The sequence below is a fragment of the Leisingera sp. ANG-M6 genome, from assembly GCF_000813905.1.
Classification (GTDB): Bacteria; Pseudomonadota; Alphaproteobacteria; order Rhodobacterales; family Rhodobacteraceae; genus Leisingera.
Genome location: NZ_JWLG01000003.1, coordinates 104,627 through 124,237, shown reverse-complemented (window position 1 = coordinate 124,237; position 19,611 = coordinate 104,627). Strand labels below are relative to the sequence as shown.

17 protein-coding genes are annotated in these 19,611 nt (G+C 64.7%); 14 read left to right on the top strand and 3 right to left on the bottom strand.

The features are described from left to right. Positions 1-216: 216 nt before the first annotated feature. A complete protein-coding gene (locus RA24_RS01965; RefSeq protein WP_039189421.1) occupies positions 217-1,860 on the top strand; it encodes a SulP family inorganic anion transporter in 1,644 nt (547 codons plus the stop codon). Between the two features lie 274 nt (positions 1,861-2,134). Here RA24_RS01965 and RA24_RS01960 read toward each other — a convergent pair whose 3' ends face one another. Continuing rightward, positions 2,135-2,776, bottom strand: coding sequence for a CatB-related O-acetyltransferase (locus RA24_RS01960; protein WP_039189420.1), 642 nt, complete (start codon positions 2,774-2,776; stop codon positions 2,135-2,137). Positions 2,777-2,784: 8 nt separating this feature from the next. Continuing rightward, entirely contained in the window at positions 2,785-3,390 is a 606-nt protein-coding gene (locus RA24_RS01955) for a flavin reductase family protein (RefSeq protein ID WP_039189417.1), read from the bottom strand. A gap of 79 nt (positions 3,391-3,469) precedes the next feature. Here RA24_RS01955 and RA24_RS01950 point away from each other — a divergent pair, with 79 nt between their 5' ends. The 4 genes from RA24_RS01950 to RA24_RS01935 all read left to right on the top strand — a co-directional run bounded on the left by RA24_RS01950 (position 3,470) and on the right by RA24_RS01935 (position 6,055). Further along, on the top strand, positions 3,470-3,976 hold the full coding sequence (locus tag RA24_RS01950) for a GNAT family N-acetyltransferase (protein ID WP_019298366.1): 507 nt from the start codon (positions 3,470-3,472) through the stop codon (positions 3,974-3,976). 47 nt (positions 3,977-4,023) lie between these two features. Then, positions 4,024-4,797 carry an EcsC family protein gene (locus tag RA24_RS01945; protein WP_082020305.1) on the top strand — a complete coding sequence of 258 codons (774 nt, stop codon included), beginning with the start codon at positions 4,024-4,026 and terminating at the stop codon, positions 4,795-4,797. A 78-nt stretch (positions 4,798-4,875) separates the two neighbouring features. Then, positions 4,876-5,385, top strand: a complete 510-nt coding sequence (locus RA24_RS01940; RefSeq protein ID WP_039189415.1) for a DUF1178 family protein — start codon at positions 4,876-4,878, stop codon at positions 5,383-5,385. Between the two features lie 28 nt (positions 5,386-5,413). Next, complete coding sequence (locus RA24_RS01935) at positions 5,414-6,055, top strand: SDR family oxidoreductase (protein WP_019298369.1); 642 nt, start codon at positions 5,414-5,416, stop codon at positions 6,053-6,055. Between the two features lie 271 nt (positions 6,056-6,326). Here the strand turns inward: RA24_RS01935 and RA24_RS01930 are convergent, their stop codons facing one another. Further along, positions 6,327-8,099, bottom strand: a complete 1,773-nt coding sequence (locus RA24_RS01930; RefSeq protein WP_019298370.1) for a trypsin-like peptidase domain-containing protein — start codon at positions 8,097-8,099, stop codon at positions 6,327-6,329. Positions 8,100-8,355: 256 nt separating this feature from the next. On the opposite strand from RA24_RS01930, the gene RA24_RS01925 reads away from it, so the two are divergent. From RA24_RS01925 to glmM, 9 genes are all read left to right on the top strand, one after another. Continuing rightward, entirely contained in the window at positions 8,356-9,285 is a 930-nt protein-coding gene (locus tag RA24_RS01925) for a glycine--tRNA ligase subunit alpha (protein WP_039189413.1), read from the top strand. Beyond that, positions 9,282-9,821, top strand: a complete 540-nt coding sequence (locus RA24_RS01920; protein ID WP_039189411.1) for a hypothetical protein — start codon at positions 9,282-9,284, stop codon at positions 9,819-9,821. Before RA24_RS01925 ends, RA24_RS01920 begins: the two co-directional genes overlap by 4 nt. After that, positions 9,814-10,347 carry a DUF6446 family protein gene (locus tag RA24_RS01915; protein ID WP_039189409.1) on the top strand — a complete coding sequence of 178 codons (534 nt, stop codon included), beginning with the start codon at positions 9,814-9,816 and terminating at the stop codon, positions 10,345-10,347. The genes RA24_RS01920 and RA24_RS01915 overlap by 8 nt, the downstream gene beginning before the upstream one ends. 76 nt (positions 10,348-10,423) lie before the next feature. Beyond that, a complete protein-coding gene (gene glyS, locus RA24_RS01910) occupies positions 10,424-12,613 on the top strand; it encodes a glycine--tRNA ligase subunit beta (protein ID WP_039189407.1) in 2,190 nt (729 codons plus the stop codon). A 178-nt stretch (positions 12,614-12,791) separates the two neighbouring features. Beyond that, the gene (locus tag RA24_RS01905; protein ID WP_039189405.1) at positions 12,792-15,368 is read left to right on the top strand and encodes a putative PEP-binding protein; all 2,577 of its coding nucleotides are present in this window, start codon (positions 12,792-12,794) and stop codon (positions 15,366-15,368) included. A gap of 172 nt (positions 15,369-15,540) precedes the next feature. Continuing rightward, on the top strand, positions 15,541-16,197 hold the full coding sequence (locus tag RA24_RS01900; RefSeq protein WP_029205058.1) for a cell wall hydrolase: 657 nt from the start codon (positions 15,541-15,543) through the stop codon (positions 16,195-16,197). 129 nt (positions 16,198-16,326) lie between these two features. After that, positions 16,327-17,247, top strand: a complete 921-nt coding sequence (locus tag RA24_RS01895; RefSeq protein ID WP_019298377.1) for a dihydroneopterin aldolase — start codon at positions 16,327-16,329, stop codon at positions 17,245-17,247. Then, positions 17,244-18,239 (top strand): dihydropteroate synthase, encoded by a 996-nt coding sequence (gene folP / locus RA24_RS01890; RefSeq protein WP_039151737.1) that lies wholly within the window; start codon positions 17,244-17,246, stop codon positions 18,237-18,239. The genes RA24_RS01895 and folP overlap by 4 nt, the downstream gene beginning before the upstream one ends. Before the next feature lie 23 nt (positions 18,240-18,262). Then, a complete protein-coding gene (glmM, locus tag RA24_RS01885) occupies positions 18,263-19,609 on the top strand; it encodes a phosphoglucosamine mutase (protein ID WP_039151735.1) in 1,347 nt (448 codons plus the stop codon). Positions 19,610-19,611 lie beyond the last annotated feature (2 nt).

Genomic DNA, 19,611 nt, shown 5'->3' with positions numbered 1-19,611 from the left:
CGGTGTGTTGGTGGCTTGTGCGTGAGTACTCATCGGAGAAACGCCCTGCGCGGGGTTCGGTTCCCGCGGGATTTGAGAAAAGATGCTGCGGTGCTGCCGGGCAGAGGCAGGCGAAGGTTCACGGGGGACGCAAATATCCCGCGCCCTTGCCCCGTTGGCGGTTTTCCGCTAGGGGCGGGCAGCGAACACTCCTCCTCCCGAGCACAGGTACCTGACATGAGACGCGCAGCCGTGGCTTTGCTGGCCAAGCAGATTTCCCCGCCCAATCTTTCGATCATGCAGGACGAGGGCTTTACCGTGGGCCGCGTGCGCACCGAGCTGTTGTCGGGCCTGACCGTGGCGCTGGCGCTGGTGCCGGAAGCCGTCGCCTTTGCCTTTGTCGCGGGGGTGCATCCGCTGGTCGGGCTTTACGCGGCCTTCATGGTGGGGCTGATCACGGCTGTGTTCGGCGGGCGTCCGGGCATGATCTCAGGCGCGACCGGCGCGCTGGCGGTGGTGATGGTGGCGCTGGTGGCGCAGCACGGGGTGGAGTACCTGTTTGCCACCGTGGTTCTGATGGGGATTTTGCAGATCATTGCGGGTGTCATGCACTGGGGCAAGTTCATCCGCCTGGTGCCGCATCCGGTGATGCTGGGCTTTGTGAACGGGCTGGCGATTGTGATCTTCCTGGCGCAGCTGACGCAGTTCAAGGTGCCGGGGTCGGGCGGCGCGGAATGGCTGAGCGGGATGCAGCTTTACATGATGCTGGGGCTGGTCGGCCTGACCATGCTGATCATCTGGGGGATGCCGAAGATCACATCCGTGATCCCGGCGCCGCTGGCGGGGATCGGCGTTGTAGCGGTTCTGGTCATTGCGCTGAACATCGACGTGCCGACGGTGGGCGATATGGCCTCGATCAAGGGCGGGTTCCCGAGCTTCCACAATCCGTTTGGCACCGGTGAGGGGCTTTATGGCACTGCGCTGGCGCCCTTCACGCTGGAGACACTGTGGATCATCCTGCCCTATGCGGTGATCCTGGCCGCCATCGGTCTGATCGAGAGCCTGCTGACGCTGAACCTGGTGGGGGAGATCACCGGCAAGCGCGGCGGTGCTTCGCAGGAATGCATCGCGCAGGGCGCATCCAATGTGGTGACCGGCTTCTTTGGCGGCATGGGCGGCTGTGCGATGATCGGCCAGTCGATGATCAACGTGAAATCCGGCGGACGGACGCGGATTGCGGGCATTGCCGCGGCGCTGTTCCTGCTGTTGTTCATCGTGGTGGCTTCGCCGCTGATCGAGCAGATCCCGCTGGCGGCGCTGGTGGGCGTGATGTTCATGGTGGTGATCGGCACCTTTGCCTGGAACAGCCTGAAGATCATGACCAAGGTGCCGCTGATGGATGCCTTTGTGATTGTGCTGGTGACGGTTGTCACAGTGATGTCGGACCTGGCGGTTGCGGTGGTTGTGGGCGTTATCGTCTCAGCCCTGGCCTATGCCTGGAATAACGCGCGCCGTATCCACGCCTATACCCGCGAGTCCGCGACCGACAAGGGCGCCAAGGTTTACGAGATTGAGGGGCCGCTGTTCTTCGGCTCCACCGACGGGTTCATCGAGCTGTTCGACGTGGCGGGTGATCCGGAGCGCGTGATCGTGGATTTTGCCCGCAGCCGGGTGGTGGACCAGTCGGCGCTGCAGGCGATCGAGGCGGTGGCCGGGAAGTATGAGGGCGAGGGCAAGAAGCTAGTGCTGCGGCATCTGAGCCGCGACTGCCACCAGCTGCTGACCAAGGCGGGCCACCTGATGGTCGATAGCGACGACGATCCGGAATATGAGGTTGCGGTGGATTACTCGGTCAAGACCGGGATTCTGGGCGGCCACTGAACAGCCTGGAGTGTAAAAGAAAAGCCCGCAGTTCTGAGGACTGCGGGCTTTCTGTTTTGAAGGGGCTTCTGGCTCACCATACCAGCAAGCGCTGATCCGGATCCTCCATCCCCTGATCCGTGCCTGCCACCCGGTTCCCGCTGCGCCAAGGAAAATAGCCGTCTCCCCACCTAGGCGGGGCCCCTCGGCGATTTGCCTTGGCCCCGCAGGCCCCGCGCGGCCGTCCGGTCCCAGGCGACGGCGGCTCCGGACCAGCAAATGCCGGGGCAGGGTGTCAGTCGGGGGCGATGCTTTCGAGCATGTCGAGGTCGCCGGACAGCAGCGCCGGTTCGGCGCGGGTGATGAGGTCGGCGGGCCAGTCCCACCATTTGAGCGCCAGCAGCCGGGCGATCTGGGGTTTGGAGAAGCGGTAGCTTTGCACTGCGCCGGGGTTGCCGGTGACGATGGCGTAGGGCGGGACGGTGCCGCGCACCACGGTGCCTGCGCCGATGATGGCGCCGTCGCCGATGCGCGCACCGGGCAGGATCAGCGCGCCGTAGCCGATCCAGACGTCATTGCCCACGGTGGTATCACGGGTGTCGGGCTGGAACCCTGCCATCTGCTCCGGGTCGAATACCGGGAAGGGGTAGCAGCTGAGCCCGTCCTGCGCATGGTTGGCCGAGGCGGTGATGAAGCGCACCCCGTGGGCGATCTGGCAGAAGCGGCCGATGACCAGCCGCTCGCGCGATCCGGGGAACAGGTAGGGGGCCAGGTGCTGCGCCCAGTCCTGCGGCGGATCGAAATCGGAGGCGTAGGAATAGTCGCCTGCCTTGATGTTCGGATGATCGAGGACCTGCGAAAGCATCACGGTGCCCGCGTGGGGCGTGCCGTCGGGCAGGGTGATCGGGTTGCGCTTACGGGGATCGGGAAGCGGCATCGCGGGCCTCACTCGCCGGGGCGGGACAGGGAAAACAGGTCGCGCACCACAGAATAATCGCGGTAGCCGAGGCGGGCCAGCGGCTGGAAGGTGGTGACGTCGAAGGCGCCATCGCGCAGGCAGTCGTCGCGCAGGTGCACGCCAGTGACCTCGCCGAAGACCACCTTGTTGGCTTCGCCCGGCAGGGTGACGATCTGGGTCAGTTTGCACTCCAGCGCCGCGGGGGCGGCGGCGACGCGGGAACAGGCGATGGTTTCGCATTCCGCGGCTTCAAGGCCGGCATGGGCAAACTCATCCACGTCCTTGGGCAGAGCACCGGAGCTGGCGTTCATCGCATCGCGCAGCGCGTAGGAGACCACGTTGACACAGAAGACGCCGGTGGCCTCGATATTGGCGACCGAATCCTTGGTACCGTCCTGGTCCGGCTTGGCGCTGGTGGAGGCAAACATCACCTGCGGCGGGGTGTAGGCGACGGCGTTGAAGAAGGAATAGGGCGCCAGGTTGTTCACCCCGTCCGGTGAGCGGCTGGAAATCCAGCCGATCGGGCGCGGCGTGACAATGGCGTTGAACGGATTGTGGGGGAGGCCGTGGCCGTCCTCGGGCCGGTAGAACATTTCTGTTTCCTGCTCTGGTCATAGATGTTTGCCCAAGGCTTACGCGCATGCTAGGCCAAACGCCAGCCTGCAGGGAAGAATGCGGAGGCAGGGCAGCGTGATCGAATTGAGGGCAGAGCAGCCGGAGGACCGGTGGGAGGTCGAGGCGCTGTATGACCTGTGCTTTGCGCCCGGGCGCGAGGCGCTGTCGTCCTACCGTCTGCGCGATGGGGTGCCGCCGGTTGAGGGCCTGAGCGAGGTGGCACGCGACAGCGACGGCATTCTGGCTGCGGCAATCCGGTACTGGCCGGTTCTGATTGGCGGTGCCTCTGCGCTGCTGCTGGGCCCGGTGGCAGTGCACCCGACGCGGCAAGGCGAGGGGCTGGGCGGGTCTTTGATTCGCGACAGCCTGGCCAAGGCAGAGGAAACCGGCTGGGCCAGGGTGATGCTGGTAGGGGACGCGCCCTATTACCAGCGCTTTGGTTTTACCAAGCTCACGGGGGTGGAAATGCCGCCCCCGACCAACCCGGAGCGGGTTCTGGGGCTGGCGCTGCAGGCGGGTGCCTGGGACGGCGTGCAGGGGCAGGTGAGCCGCTGGCAGGCTTGAAATTATGCCTTTCGCTGCCGATCTTTAGGGAGGCAGAGGAGGCGCATGTGGAAGACATCGTGACAAACGCGCGGGCCTATACCCCGCAGGAGATCGACGCCGAGCTGGATGCGCTGGCGGCGCGCTACCGGGCGGCTGGCGGGGCCGGCGTTGACTTGCTGAACCGGCTGGGCGGCAGCGGTGAGAGCCTGCTGGAGCGGCTGCCGGAACCGGTGCGGGCAGGGCTGACCGGTGCCACGGAGACCGCGTTGCGGGTGGCGATGAAGGGCGCCAGCCAGTCGCGCCGCCTGGTGCCGGATCAGAAACCCGGCGTTGACCGGATGGTGAGCGCGGCCATGGGGGCCGCGGGCGGCGCTGCCGGGCTGCCGGGCGCCCTGGTGGAGCTGCCGGCCACCACCGCCTTTCTGCTGCGCACCATTCAGAGCGCGGCGGCGGAAGAAGGGTTTGATCCCGATGCTGAAAGCGTGACCTTTGACTGCATTCAGGTGTTTGCCGCGGCGGGACCGCTGGCGGAGGATGACGGGGCGGATCTGGGGTTTGTCTCTGTCCGGCTGGGGCTGCCCGGGGCCTTGCACAAGCTGATTGCGCAGGTGGCGCCCAAGCTGGGTGCGGTGCTGGGGCAGAAACTGGCGGCACAGGTGGTGCCGGTTGCCGGCGCAGTTGCGGGGGCGGCGGTGAACTATGTGTTTTCCGGCTATTACCGGGAGATGGCGCATGTGCATTTTGGCCTGAGGCGGCTGGCGGTGGAGGCGGATGTGGCGCCGGAGGAGCTGACGGCACGGCTGCGGCAGCGGCTGCAGAACCAGAATGGCGCGCGGTAGCTGCGCGGCGGACACAGAGACCTCTTGCGCTTGCCGGAAAGGCAGATTTAATCAGCCTTTCCTGCTAAGAGAGAAAGCATGATTCAATACAGCCTCAAATGTGCGGACGGGCATGCGTTCGACAGCTGGTTTCAGTCGGCGGCGGCTTTTGACAAGCTGGCGGCAGCCGGGATGGTGTCCTGTGCGGTCTGCGGCGGCACCAAGGTGACAAAGGCCATCATGGCGCCGCGGGTGCGCACGGGCCGCAAGGCCGTGTCCGGTGTCGGCGAGCCGGAACCACAGGCCGCGCCGAAAGCTGTGCCAGTCCCTGTGCCCCCCGCACCTTTGCCCTCTGCGTCAGAGCCGGGCATGCTGAGCCGCCCCTCTGGCGAGGTGGAAAAGGCGCTGGCCGAGCTGCGCAAGAAGGTTGAGGAAAACTCCGATTACGTCGGCGGCAACTTCGTGCGGGAGGCGCGGGCGATGCATCTGGGCGAGGCGCCGGAGCGGGCGATCCACGGTGAGGCCAAGCTGGAAGACGCGCGGGAGCTGATCGAGGAAGGGGTGCCGGTGATGCCGCTGCCCTTCCGTCCCGGACGCAAATCAAATTGAGGGCCAGAAAACTGAAGGACAGGGCAGAATGCATGCAGTTGTAACGGGAACCAGCCGCGGGATCGGCAAGGAGCTGGTAAAGCAGCTGCGGGAGGCGGGTCATGAGGTGACGGGCACCTCGCGGGACCATTCCTCGGGCGTCAAGCTGGATGTCTCCGACCCGGGCCAGCAGGCGCGCTTTGCCGCCCAGATCAAGGGCCGCCCGGTGGATCTGCTGGTCTGCAATGCCGGCGTCTATATCGACAAGGCAATGGGGCTGGAGGATTATTCCGCCGAGGTCTGGACCAAAACGATGGCCGCCAATGTGACCGGCGTGTTCCTGACCGTGCAGGCGATGCTGCCGAACCTGCGGCTGGCGGAAAGCCCCAAGATCGCCATTCTGTCGTCGCAGATGGCAAGCCACACCAGAGCGCCGGGCGGCAGCTATGCCTACCGCGCATCAAAGGCGGCGGCGCTGAATATCGGGCGCAACCTGGCAACCGACCTGAAGCCGGAAGGGATTGCCGTCGGCATCTATCATCCCGGTTGGGTGCAGACCGATATGGGCGGTTATGACGGCGATATCACGGTGCAGGAGTCGGTTACTGGGCTGATCAACGAATTCGACGTTCTGACCCTGGACACCACCGGCTGCTTTCACACCTGGGACGGCCGTATCCACCCGTACTGATCAGAGGCTTCAGGCAGCGGAGCGCTCCCGCGCCCGCAGGTGCCTGGCTGCGCCAGCCGCCTTGGCGGCCTTGGGCCGGGCGCCGCGCGGATGCGCGGCGCGGCACCGTGCGCAGGCACGGTGCCATGCCCAACGGGCTGAGGGCCTGAAAAGGCCCGGTGCCGGGCGGGAGCGCGCCACCGCATGGGAGACTGCGGGCACTGCAAAGAAGAAAGCCGGCGCGAAATCCGCGCCGGCTGTTTTGTGTCATCAGTTTGCTTGCAGGCGCAGGTTACTCCCAGCAGCTGACCAGAACGGTCATGCCGGAGGCCAGACGGGTGATCGCCGCGTTCGGCAGGCTGCCCGCGGAGGCCGGCTGTGCAGCCGGGGTTACACCTGCAGCGTCCAGGGCGCCGCGGATCACATCGGCGTTCACGGCAAAGCTGACGCCTTCGGGCAGCTGCTGGCCGCCGGTCTGCTGCGGCAGCAGCATCCCCAGCACCGCGCCGGTTGCATCCATCACCGGGCCGCCGGCATCGCCGGGCTGTGCTGCCAGCTCCAGCCGGGCAACATTGGTGTTGCCGTCCAGGCTTTTCACATCAGCGATCTTGCCCCAGGTGAGGCTGGGAGCGCCAAGCACGCCCTCGTAGGAGAAGCCGGAGACCGCAACCTCGGACTGCAGGCGGGGCGAGGCGGTGCTGAGGCCGGCGACCGCCGCAGGCGCCAGCGCCTCCGCCGGTTTCAGGATAGCGATGCCGTCGGCGGCGTTGCTGGCCGCGACCTCCGCCTGGTAGCCGTGATCGAGGGTGATCCGGGTGCAGCCGGCCACCACGTCGGACGTGGTCAGGACGCTGCCGCGGTCATCCACGAAGAAACCGGTGCGCGACAGTTTCGGCTTGCGGACTTCGAGACCGGAGACCAGGTCGATATCCTGCACGGCTTCACCGCCTGCAGCCGGATCCAGCACGCCGTCGAGGCGGGTGAAGCTGGCTTGCATCGCGGCCAGAACACGGGCGCGGCGCTCTTCGTCACCGGCGGGCCAGACCAGGGTGAAGCCCTTGATCTCGCCGTTGTTCAGGCTGGCCTGGGTGAAGGAGACGATCTGATTGTTGCGGCCTTCGATCGTGAAGCTGCTGGCGCTGCGTTCGCGCGGGCCGTCCAGCGGCACGATTTCCAGCGTCTGCAGAATGTCGTAGAGGCCGAATAGGGTGCGCTTGTCGCCGGGCTGGCTGATCAGCAGCAGCTGGGCACCCAGGCCGCCTTTGCTGGAGTAGTGGGCAAAGGGCGATTCATAGCGGTCAAAGGCAACTTCCCCCGCCGGGATCTGCAGCGCGATGCCGGCCTTGGCGTCCTCAGCCCGGGCCATGCCCACGGAGATCAGCGGCGCGTTGTATTCATCCATCAGAACCTGGCGCTGGGCCGTGGTCAGCACGCCGGTCGGCTCAAAGCCGCGGGCCGCCTGCCAGTCGCTCATCGAGGCGCGGGTGCCGCGGCCAAAGGCGCCGTCGATGCCGGAATTGTAGAAGCCTGCCGCCTTCAGGGCGACCTGCAGCTCCATCCGCTGTTCACGGCTGAGCGCGCTTTCGCTGCGGCGTGCCTGTGCAGGGGTCTCATCCGGCAGGGTGGTCTGCAGAGCGGTTTGCGGCTGCGGTTCGGGCTCCTGCACTGCAGGTTCAGCCGGTGCGGGCGCCGGAGCCGGCTCTGCGGGCTGGGTGGCATCCGCGGCAACCGGGTAGAACTGGCTGCGCAGGTTGCGCTGGAACGCGATGAAGCTGTCGCGCGGGATCTGGCCCTCGGCGCGGTAGACCTGCAGCACGCGTTCCGCGTCCTCGCGGGCGTAGGGGCCCAGCACCACGCCGTACCAGCCGCCGCCAAGCGCATAGCCGGAGACATCGGGCAGGCGGGCGGCATAGCTGCGGGCCTCGTTTTCGGCCTCGCGCAGGGAGGGGCGGGCGGCAATCTGGATCCAGACACCGTCGCGGCTGCTTTGCGCCGAAACCGGCGCCGTGAACGCAATGGCCAGCGCAATCAGCGGCAGGGCCAGAGCGGCAAACAGTTTTTTCATGGTCAGGGCCTCGTATCCCGGAAGTACTCTTATTCTTTGAGGCGGAGATAAAGCATTTTGCGGCGGCAAAGGGAACTCCTCATGACAGGGGGAATTCCCCGCCCGTTGCCGCATTCCCGCACTTTTGTTGCCGATGCGCTGCGGGCATCGGGGCAGAGCCGGGGCCTGACGCGCCGCAGGGCGTTGACCCTGCCAAGAGCCTTGCATAGGAAGAACACCGCAATTGCTGCCCCAGATGCCCCCAAAGGGATAAGAGATGACCCAGACCAACGGCGCGCCGCGCTCCTTCCAAGAGATTATCCTGAGGCTCCAGAACTACTGGGCCGCCAAAGGCTGTGCGGTGATGCAGCCCTATGACATGGAAGTCGGCGCCGGCACGTTCCACCCGGCGACCACGCTGCGCTCCTTGGGGTCCAAGGCCTGGGCCGCGGCCTATGTGCAGCCCTCGCGCCGCCCCACCGACGGGCGCTATGGCGAGAACCCGAACCGGCTGCAGCATTACTACCAGTACCAGGTGCTGATCAAACCCAGCCCGCCGAACCTGCAGGAGCTGTATCTGGGCAGCCTTGAGGCGATCGGGGTCGATATGGCGATGCATGACATCCGCTTTGTCGAGGACGACTGGGAGTCGCCAACGCTCGGCGCCTGGGGCCTGGGCTGGGAAGTCTGGTGTGATGGTATGGAAGTCAGCCAGTTCACCTATTTCCAGCAGGTCGGCGGCCATGACTGCCACCCGGTGTCGGGTGAGCTGACCTATGGGCTGGAGCGTCTGGCGATGTATATCCTGGGCGTCGATCACGTGATGGATATGCCCTTCAACGACCCGGACGCGCTGATCCCGCTCAGCTATGGCGACGTGTTCAAGCAGACCGAGGAAGAATACGCCCGCTGGAACTTTGACGTGGCCAACACCGAGGTGCTGCTGCGCCATTTCGAGGAGGCCGAGGCCGAATGCGCGGCAATTCTGGCGCAGGAGCATATGGACCCGAAGACCGGCAAGCGCATCATCATGGCGCACCCCGCGTACGACCAGTGCATCAAGGCCAGCCACATCTTCAACTTGCTGGATGCGCGCGGGGTGATTTCCGTCACCGAACGCCAAGCCTATATCGGCCGTGTCCGCGCGCTGGCCAAGCAATGCGCCGATGCATTCGTGCTGACCGAGGCCGGAGGACATGCGGCTTGACCAAGCTGTTTATGCAGTTCCACAGGTTCGAGAAACTGCTCGAAAGCAGTGTGAACCGGTCAACAGGAAATTGGAGGCCGCTTGTTACCAGACTTAATGGGCGTGGCAGCTTTGTCTATGACGTTGGTCAGGACATTTGGGACTACAATCAGGAGCCGATGAAGGCGGACGGGTTTGTTTCCTTGGAAGTGTTCTTTTGCGACGAGGAAAACGTTAAGCAAAACTCGCCGCGCTTTGAGCCAAAAGGAAAACATTTCTGGCTAACACCACTTGGCGAAGAAGGGTTCGAGTATTCTCTCCAGCTTTCTGCCACTCATGTTCCTTGGTTCTTGGAAATACTGAAGGACTGCGAAACAGAGGGTAAATTGCTTACATCCGTAGCCGTAACTGAGGATGAGACTAAAGAGCTCCGCGCTTCCCGCAGCACAGTTTCTGAGGGTCGTTTCCTAATGCGCCCATATAAGAAAAGAATACTGACTGACGAGGAAACCGAAGCAATGAGTGCTGGCTCGATTGAGGGGGAAATCGATGGGTAAGCTGCTTTCGATCATACTCGTCCTGTCCGGCCTCGCGGCCGGGGGGGCGATGTATTACCTGCAGGTCTATGGCTTCTATGATGAGGTCGCGCTGCAGCCGGGCCGCGATGTGATGCTGGTGCCGCTGGATGGCGGTGAGGCGCAGCCGATTGCCTATGCGGATTTCGAGGCAATTGACGCCGACAGCTCCCCCATCCGCTACCGCGCCTGTTTCAGCACCAAGATGACGCCGGACGCGCTGGCGCAGGTCTTTACCCTGTCGGACAAGACCGAGCCGCGCAATGCGCCGGATTGGTTCGAGTGCTTTGACGCCGCCGCTATTGGCGCCAAGCTGGCGGATGGCTCTGCCAAGCCGTTCCTGTCGGTCAAGAACATCTCTTATGGCGTCGACCGCATTGTCGCCGTCACCGATGAGGGCCGCGGCTATGTCTGGCATGAGCTGAATGACTGCGGCCAGAAAGCCTATGACGGAACCGTGGTGGGCGAGGAATGCCCGCCCCGGCCTGAGGCGGGTGCAAGCGAATGATGTGCCTTCGCCCCATGCCCGCCTTTTCTGAATTTTCCGCTGCGCCCGCCCGCGCGGCCACGCCCGAGGATATCTGATGCCCGATCTGCTGATTGAACTGTTTTCCGAGGAAATCCCGGCCCGCATGCAGGCGCGTGCCGCCGAGGACCTGAAGAAGCGCGTGACCGATGGTCTGGTCGAGGCGGGTCTCACCTATGCCGGGGCCGCCGCACTGTCGACGCCGCGCCGCCTGACGCTGGCGGTGGATGGCCTGCTGGCGGAAAGCCCCACCATCCGGGAAGAGCGCAAGGGGCCGAAAAAGGGCGCGCCGGACAAGGCCATCGAAGGCTTCCTGCGCGGTGCGGGCCTCACCCGCGAGCAGCTGGAAGAGCGCGAGACCCCCAAGGGCGCGGTCTATTTCGCGATGATCGAAAAGCCAGGCCGCCCGGCGGCGGAGATCATTGCCGAAGTGCTGGAAGACTGTATCCGCAACTTCCCCTGGCCCAAGTCGATGCGCTGGGGCGCAGGCTCCTTGCGCTGGGTGCGGCCGCTGCATTCGATCCTCTGCATTCTGTCGGATGAGGCAGGCGCCAGCGTGGTCGATCTGGACATCGACGGTATCAAGTCCGGCAACACCACCCGCGGCCACCGCTTCATGGCGCCGGAGGAGATCACCGTCACCGGCTTTGACGACTACGCCGCCAAGCTGAAGCGCGCGCATGTGGTGCTGGACGCCCGCGAGCGGGCGGAGGCGATTTGGCAGGAGGCGACCAATCAGGCCTTTGCCAACGGGCTGGAAGTGGTCGAGGACAAGGGCCTCTTGGCTGAGGTCGCCGGGCTGGTCGAATGGCCGGTGGTGCTGATGGGCGCGATTGACGAAGAATTCCTGGCGCTGCCGCCGGAGGTGCTGCAGACCTCTATGAAGGAGCACCAGAAGTTCTTCTCGGTGAAGAACCCCAAGACGGGGCGGATCGAGAAATTCATCACCGTCGCCAACCGCGAGACCGCGGACAATGGCGCCACCATCCTGGCAGGCAATCAAAAGGTCCTTTCGGCGCGTCTGGCCGATGCCAAGTTCTTCTGGGAGAACGACCTGCGCACGGCGAAGTCCGAGGCGGGCATGAGCGCCTGGGTGAAAAACCTGGGCAATGTGACCTTCCACAACAAGCTGGGCACCCAGGCGGCGCGGATTGACCGCATCGCCGCGCTGGCGCGGGAAATTGCGCCGGTGGTGGACGCCGATGCGGATCTGGCAGAGCAGGCGGCGCGGGTGGCGAAGGCCGACCTCAGCTCGGAAATGGTCTATGAGTTCCCGGAGCTGCAGGGCCTGATGGGCCGCTACTATACCGAGGCCGCGGGCCTGCCCTCGGCAGTGGCGAATGCCTGCGAACAGCATTACTCGCCGCTGGGGCCGGGCGATGATGTGCCGTCGGAGCCTGTTTCGGTCGCTGTGGCGCTGGCCGACAAGCTGGACACGCTGACCGGGTTTTGGGCGATTGATGAAAAGCCCACCGGGTCGAAAGACCCCTTCGCGCTGCGCCGCGCCGCGCTGGGGGTGATCCGGCTGGTGCTGGAGAATGATGTGCGTGGTTCGCTTTGGAAGTTAAACTTGCGTGGTTTTTCTCAACACGTAGTCAAAGACGGGTCTGAGTCTGACTTGCTTGCTAGGTTCAAAGAGCATCTCAATGAGCTTGTTTCTAGGGATTTGCCCACTGCGGATAGCGAAGCCTCCGAAGAACTGGAGCATGCTCTGAAAACCCCAGCAGACCTCCTGTCCTTCTTCCACGACCGCCTCAAGGTCTTCCTGCGGGATCAGGGCATCCGCCATGACGTGATCGACGCCTGCATCGCCATGGACGGCAATGACGACTTGACCCTGCTGGTCAAACGCGCCCGGGCGCTGGAGGATTTCCTGAAGACCGAGGATGGCACCAACCTCCTGCAGGGCTTCAAACGCGCCAACAACATCCTCAGCCAGGCGGAAGAAAAGGACGGCGTGGAATACTCCTATGGCGCCGACCGCAAGTTTGCCGAGGACGACACCGAAACCGCGCTGTTTGATGCGCTGGAAGCCGGCGGGGCGGCGATCTCTCCGGCTATCGAAGCCGAAGATTTCGCGGCAGCCATGCGGGGCATGGCTGCCCTGCGTGCCCCCATCGATGCGTTCTTTGAGGCGGTGCAGGTCAATGCGGACAGTGAAGTGGTACGCCGCAACCGGCTGAACCTTCTCAGCCAGATCCGCCAGGTTTGCGGCCAGGTTGCGGACCTCACCAAGGTTGAGGGCTAAGCGCCGGACCGGCTGCTTCTTTCTGGTCCTAAATACCCGCCCCGCCGGGACCGGCCTTTCCGCTAGGGAAGGCCGGTTTTTCGTATCTGTGCCTGCCTGATCCGTCACCGGCCCGTTACAAGACTCTTGCGCCGTCGCGTCTTGGCCTTATGGTGACTTTCAAAGGAGATGTGCTGCAGTGCAGAAAGATTTCGAACAGATCCCGCCGGCCTCGCTGATCACTTCGACAGCGCCTATTGCCACCGCCACCCATGGCGGCCGGGCGAAGTGCCTGCAGCGGCTGGTGCGCTTGGACCTGCCGGTGCCGCGCACAGTGGCGCTGTCGTTTGACGCAGTGCATTCCATTGCCGAAGGGCAGATGCCGGATCTGAACGCGGTGCTGGCTGAATTTGATCCGGAGGCATTGCTGTGCGTGCGCCCGTCCTCGGAGGACCCTGATTGGGGCGGGCCGGGGGCAATCCTGAACATCGGTATGAACGATGCGCGTTATGTCGACCTGTGTGACAGCCTGGGGCGGGAGGCGGCGGCGGCGCTCTATCTGCGGTTCGTGCAGTCCTATGCGGTGCATGTGGCACGGCTGGACCCGGATGTGTTCGACGATGTCGAGGACGGCGGCCCGGATGCGCTGACCGAGATCTTGCATGCCTATGAGGCGGAAACCGACGAGCAATTCCCGCAGGACCCGGGTGAGCAGCTGGCGGCGGTGCTGCGCTCGATGGCACGGGCGTGGGAGGGTACCTCAGCCCGGCTGCTGCGCCAGGCCAAGGGCGCGCCGGCCGATGCGGGCCTCGGGCTGGTGGTGCAGGAAATGATCCCTGGCGTGGGCCAAGGGGAATGCGGATCGGGCGTATTGCAGCTGGTGAATTCCACCACCGGCATGCCGCAGCTTACGGGGCGCTACCTGAGCCAGAGCCAGGGGCGCGATGCGCTGGGAGCCGGGGCCGGGGCGCTGTATCTGGCGAAAGATGCGCGCGGGCTGTCGCTGGAGGAACTGGCGCCGGAGGCCTTTGCCGATCTGAAAACCCACGCGGCGCTGATGCGGGTTAAGCTGCGTGAGGAGATGCAGCTGGAATTTGTGGTCGAAAACGGCCGGGTGCATATTCTGGACGGGGTGCGGGTGACGCGCAGCGCCCAGGCGGCGGTGCGGATTGCGGTCGCGCTGGCCGAGGACGGTGTGATTCCAAGGGAAGAGGCGCTGATCCGGGTCGACGCGCATATCCTGAACGAGCTTTTGCACCGGCAGGTGGCGCCGGATGCTGAACGTGATGTGATCGGCCGCGGCATAGCCGCCAGCCCCGGTGCGGCCACAGGCAAACTGGTGTTCACTGCCGCCGGGGCGCAGGCCAGTGCCGCGCGCGGCGAGCCGTGCATTCTGGTGCGCCGGGAAACTTCGCCCGAAGATGTGCGCGGTATGCACGCTGCCGCAGCAGTGCTGACCGAGAAGGGCGGTATGACCAGCCATGCGGCGGTGATCGGCCGCGGTCTGGGGCTGCCGTGCATCGTCGGCGCCTCGAACATGAAGTTCCACAGCAAGCGCAAGATGCTGGAGGCGGCAGACGGGCGGATCTTCAAGCCGGGTGATACAATCACCATCGACGGCAGCAGCGGGCAGGTTCTGGCAGGCCAGCCGCGTATGCTGGAAGCGGCTGAGGATGGCGCGCTGCTGACCTTGCTGGCCTGGGCGGACGAGGCCCGTGATATCGGTATCCGTGCCAATGCGGATACACCGGAAGATGCTGAAATGGCGCGGAAATTCAATGCTCAGGGCATTGGGCTGTGCCGCACGGAGCATATGTTCTTTGAACCCGGCCGGCTGACGGTGATGCGGGAGATGATCTTTGCCGAGACGCCCTCGGGCCGGGAAGCGGTGCTGGAGCGGCTGCTGCCGATGCAGCGCGACGACTTCCGCGAGCTGTTCCGGATCATGGAGGGGATGCCGGTCTGCATCCGCCTGTTCGATCCGCCGCTGCACGAGTTCCTGCCGGCCACCAAAACCGGCCAGCGTGAGCTGTCGGAGGCCTTGGGTATTCCGGTCAGCGATGTGACCCGGCGGGTCGAGGAGATGGATGAGTACAACCCGATGCTGGGCCTGCGCGGGGTGCGTCTGGGTGTTACGGTGCCGGAAATCTATGACATGCAGGCGCGCGCCATCTTCGAGGCCACGCTTGAAGCCTCTAAATGGGGTGAGCCGGTGGTGCCGGAGATCATGATCCCGCTGGTCTCGGCCAAGCGGGAGGTGGAGCTGGTGAAGGCCCGCATCGACGCGGTGGCCTCGGCAGTAAAACTGGAGCGGGGCGAGGATTTCACCTACCGGCTGGGCGTGATGGTGGAGACACCGCGCGCCGCCCTGCGGGCAGGGGAGATTTCGCCGCACACGGCTTTCCTAAGCTTCGGAACCAACGACCTCACCCAGATGACCTACGGTCTGTCGCGGGATGATGCCGGGCGGTTCATGTCGGAATACGTCAACCAGGGGGTGTTCCCGGAGGATCCGTTCCATGTTCTGGATACCGACGGAGTCGGCGAACTGCTGAAACTGGGGGTTCAGCGGGGCCGGGCAGAGAACGGCGAAATAACGCTTTCGATCTGCGGAGAGCATGGCGGCAACCCCGAATCGATTGCATTTTGCCGTGACGCGGGCTTTGATTACGTTTCGTGCTCGCCATTCCGCGTGCCGGTTGCGCGGTTAGCCGCCGCCCAGCTGGCGATTGGCAGCAAAACCGGTCAGATCGCGCCAACTTACACAAAATATTAGGAAAATTCAGGTCATCCAGCCGCAGGAAACGGGGACGGCTCCGCACTTGCGTTAACCATGCTGTCGCACCCCGGGGCGGCAAGCTGGACGTTTGGAGCTGTTTCCATTAAGGGATGCGACCGCATGTGGCCGGGGAAACCGGTTGCAGGCTGTTAGGACGGGGGAACCCTGAATGAAATTGTTGACTATGATTGCCGTGATGGCTGCCACCATCACGATGGGTAAGAGTGTTGCTGCCGAAACCGGCCTGGATACGCTGATCGAGCGTGAGCAGGCCAGTCTCAACGCGGTGCCTGCGCGGAAGTTCAGCGGATTTTTCGGATTCCGCTCCAATCCGTTCAAGAACCGCAAGACCGGCACGCAGCAGGTGGAGTACTCCAAGGCCTGGCTGGATGACCAGCCGAAAGCGACCGGGGGCGAGCAATTCGCCTGCCTGGCTGAGGCCCTGTACTTCGAGGCGCGCGGCGAGACCGTGAAGGGCCAGTTTGCGGTGGCCGAGGTGATCCTGAACCGGGTCAGAAGCGAGCAGTTCCCGAACACCCCTTGCGGGGTGATCAACCAGGGAACTGGGCGCAAGTACCAGTGCCAGTTCACCTACACTTGCGACGGCCACAAGGAAGTGATCCGCGAGAAGAAAGCGTATCAGCGGGTAGCCAAGGTGGCGCGCGCGGCGCTGGACGGGCTGAAGTCGGAGCTGACGGAAGGTGCGACCTACTATCATACCACCGCGGTGCGCCCGCGCTGGAGCCGCACCTTCACAAACACCACGCGCATTGGTGTGCACCTGTTCTACCGCGACGATCGCTACCAGACCGCGATGAGCAACTGATGGCCTGAAGGCGGCATGCATGTGCCGCTTTCTGCTACTGGCATGGCGTATGCGGGACTGTTAAGAAGCCGCCGAAAGTCTATTGTTGGGTCCCACACCTGACACAGCCAGCCAAAGGCCCGTTCTGCCATGCCCTCTGAAATCCGCCTTGCCTTTGCGCATCCGTCCGAGCGTTCGATGGCCACTGCCGCGCCCGGCCTGCTGGACCGCATTTCGCTGCGCGATCATACTGTCGAGGTGGAGATCGGCGCGTTCCAGGCGGAGCGCGGCACAACCCAGCGGATCAGTTTCAATGTGGTGGTCGAAATCGCGCCGCTGCCCAAGGACCTGGATGACGATGTCGACCGGATCCTGTCCTATGACAAGCTGACCGAAGCCATCGCCCATGAGCTGGCGGCGGAACGGCTGAACCTGCTGGAGACGCTGGCAGAACGCGTGGCTGAACGGATCCTGCTGGAGCATCAGGCGGTGCGCGCCTTCGTGCGGATCGAGAAGCTGGACCGCGGCCCCGGCGCTCTGGGCGTCGAAGTGGTGCGCTCCAAGGACCAGATCACCCATTTGGCGGAAGAGCAGGACCGCCCGCATCCGCGGCTGATGTATCTGTCCAACGCGGCCATCGACAGTGAAAACCTGACCGGATGGATCGACCAGATGGAATGCCGCCAGCGGCCGCTGATCCTGTGTGTCGGGACGCATCCGCTGGCGGTGCCCGAGACGGGCCACAAATGGACCCAGCGGCGGATCGATTTGCTGGCGATTGAGCAAAACGCCTGGCGCCTGGCGGCCAAGGATGACCGCTGCGTCGTGGTTTCGACCCGGACCGAGCTGGACTGGGCGATGAAGAACCGCCAGATCTGCGTCTGGGCACCGTCCAAGATCGTGCTGGACGCGGTGGACGGCCCTTCGGCGCCGCCATCGAACTCGGTTGCGCTGGCGGCCTGGTTTGCAGCGACCTTTGAAGCGGGTGAGATGATTGTGCTTGGCGGGGATTTGCCCGATAATCCCGGTGTCCCCCTGCGGGATGTCAGCGTGGAGCAAGCACAACTGTGACATATTACCGGCCGTTGGTTCAGCACGGCGAGGCGCGCCCCGAAGGCGCGGTTCCGCTGGCGGGCAGTGCCCTGTGGTTTACCGAGGTTGAGATCCTGAGCCGCGATGCGCCGCCGCGGATCGTGCCTGCCGGTCTGGTGCCGGAGGCCGAGCGCCGCCGCCTGAGCGCGCGGCGTGCCTCGATCGCCGGGCTGGACATGACCCAGCCGCAGATCATGGGCATTTTGAATGTGACGCCGGACAGCTTCTCGGATGGCGGCAAGCATGCCGGTATTGAGGCTGGAAAGGAAGCGGCGCTGCAGATGGTGGCTGATGGCGCCACGATCATCGACGTGGGTGGCGAATCCACCCGGCCCGGGGCCGCTGAGGTTCCGGAAGCCGAAGAAATCGAGCGCACGGCGCCGGTGATCGCGGCCATTCGCGCGGAGTGCCCGGTGCCGGTCTCCATCGACACCCGTAAGGCCACGGTGGGCATGGAGGCGCTGGAGGCGGGGGCGAACCTGCTGAATGATGTCTCCGGCTTTACCTTTGACCCGGCGCTGGCGCCGCTGGCGGCGCAGGCCAGCGTGCCGGTCTGCATCATGCATGCCCAAGGCGACCCGGCCACCATGCAGGATGACCCGCAATACGGAAATGTGCTGCTGGATGTCTATGACTTCCTGAGCGACCAGATCGACCGGCTGGAGGCCATCGGCGTGGTCCGTGAGCAGATCGTGATCGACCCGGGCATCGGCTTTGGCAAGACGCAGGAGCATAATCTGACGCTGCTGCGCAATCTCAGCCTGTTTCACGGGCTTGGCTGCCCGGTGCTGCTGGGTGTTTCCCGCAAGAAATTCATCGGCACCATCGGCGATGCACCGCGCGCGGATGCCCGGGCGCCGGGTTCAATTGCGGTGGGGCTTGCGGCCCTGGCGCAAGGCGTGCAATTCCTGCGGGTGCATGACGTGGCTGAGACGGTTCAGGCTCTGCGGCTTTGGCAGGCGGTCCGGTAAGGCCTTTTAGGCAGGAAAGCATAATGCGGAAACTCTTTGGAACCGATGGCGTGCGCGGCACCGCCAACACCCATCCCATGACCGCCGAGATGGCGCTGCGCATCGGTGCGGCAGTGGGGCGGTATTTCCGGCGCGACGGCACCGGGGTGCACCGTGTGGTGATCGGCAAGGACACCCGGCTGTCCGGCTACATGTTTGAGAACGCGCTGACTGCGGGGCTGACCTCGACCGGTATGAACGTGCTGCTGCTGGGGCCGGTGCCAACGCCGGCGGTCGGGCTGATGACGCGCTCGATGCGGGCGGACCTTGGTGTGATGATTTCTGCCAGCCACAACCCGTCCGAGGACAATGGCATCAAGTTCTTCGGACCCGACGGCTTCAAACTGTCGGACAGTGCGGAGATGGAGATCGAGGCGCTGGTTGAAGCCGGGGTTGAGCCGGCCCAGGCCGCAAACATCGGCCGCGCCAAGCGGATCGACGATGCCCGGTTCCGTTATGGTGAGCGGGTCAAAAGCTCGCTTCCGCGAAACCTGGGTCTGAATGGCCTGAAGGTTGTGATCGACTGCGCCAATGGCGCGGCGCACCGGACCGCGCCTGAGGTCCTGTGGGAGCTGGGGGCGGAAGTGATCCCGGTTGGGGTGTCGCCGGATGGTTTGAACATCAACCGCGGCTGCGGTTCGACGCATCCGCAGACCGCGGCAGAGGCGGTGGTGGCGCATGGCGCCCATGTAGGCATTTGCCTGGACGGCGATGCAGACCGGGTGATCCTGATCGACGAGACCGGCACTGTCGCTGATGGCGACCAGCTGATGGCGCTGCTGGCGACCCGCTGGGCTGAGCAGGGGCAGCTGGACGGCGGCGCACTGGTGGCGACGGTGATGTCGAACCTTGGTCTCGAGCGGCATCTGGAAGCCAATGGCCTGGGCTTGGAGCGCACGGCTGTTGGTGACCGCTACGTGGTGGAGCGGATGCGCGAAGGCGGCTTTAACCTGGGTGGCGAACAGTCCGGCCATATCGTGATGAGCGATTACGCCACCACCGGCGACGGGCTGATGGCGGGGCTGCATTTCCTGGCGGAGATGGTGCAGACGGGGCAGAAGGCGTCCCAGCTGGCGCATCAGTTTGAAACCGTGCCGCAGCGGCTGCGCAACGTGCGGTTCCAGGCGGGTCAGGTGCCGCTGGAGGAAGCCCGGGTGCAGGAGGCGATTGCCGCGGCAGAGAAGATGCTGGACGGCCAGGGCCGTCTGCTGATCCGCAAGTCCGGCACCGAGCCGCTGGTGCGGGTGATGGCTGAAAGCGAAGACGCTGAGCTGATGACGCTGGCAGTCGACAGCGTGGTTGCCGCGGTTGAGGCCGCCGTCGCCGATTAAGG

Coding starts and splice junctions, on each gene's coding strand:
- RA24_RS01965 (WP_039189421.1), top strand. CDS start 217: ATGAGACGCGCAGCCGTGGCTTTGCTGGCCAAGCAGATTTCCCCGCCC.
- RA24_RS01960 (WP_039189420.1), bottom strand. CDS start 2,776: ATGCCGCTTCCCGATCCCCGTAAGCGCAACCCGATCACCCTGCCCGAC.
- RA24_RS01955 (WP_039189417.1), bottom strand. CDS start 3,390: ATGTTCTACCGGCCCGAGGACGGCCACGGCCTCCCCCACAATCCGTTC.
- RA24_RS01950 (WP_019298366.1), top strand. CDS start 3,470: ATGCGGAGGCAGGGCAGCGTGATCGAATTGAGGGCAGAGCAGCCGGAG.
- RA24_RS01940 (WP_039189415.1), top strand. CDS start 4,876: ATGATTCAATACAGCCTCAAATGTGCGGACGGGCATGCGTTCGACAGC.
- RA24_RS01935 (WP_019298369.1), top strand. CDS start 5,414: ATGCATGCAGTTGTAACGGGAACCAGCCGCGGGATCGGCAAGGAGCTG.
- RA24_RS01930 (WP_019298370.1), bottom strand. CDS start 8,099: ATGAAAAAACTGTTTGCCGCTCTGGCCCTGCCGCTGATTGCGCTGGCC.
- RA24_RS01925 (WP_039189413.1), top strand. CDS start 8,356: ATGACCCAGACCAACGGCGCGCCGCGCTCCTTCCAAGAGATTATCCTG.
- RA24_RS01915 (WP_039189409.1), top strand. CDS start 9,814: ATGGGTAAGCTGCTTTCGATCATACTCGTCCTGTCCGGCCTCGCGGCC.
- glyS (WP_039189407.1), top strand. CDS start 10,424: ATGCCCGATCTGCTGATTGAACTGTTTTCCGAGGAAATCCCGGCCCGC.
- RA24_RS01900 (WP_029205058.1), top strand. CDS start 15,541: ATGAAATTGTTGACTATGATTGCCGTGATGGCTGCCACCATCACGATG.
- RA24_RS01895 (WP_019298377.1), top strand. CDS start 16,327: ATGCCCTCTGAAATCCGCCTTGCCTTTGCGCATCCGTCCGAGCGTTCG.
- glmM (WP_039151735.1), top strand. CDS start 18,263: ATGCGGAAACTCTTTGGAACCGATGGCGTGCGCGGCACCGCCAACACC.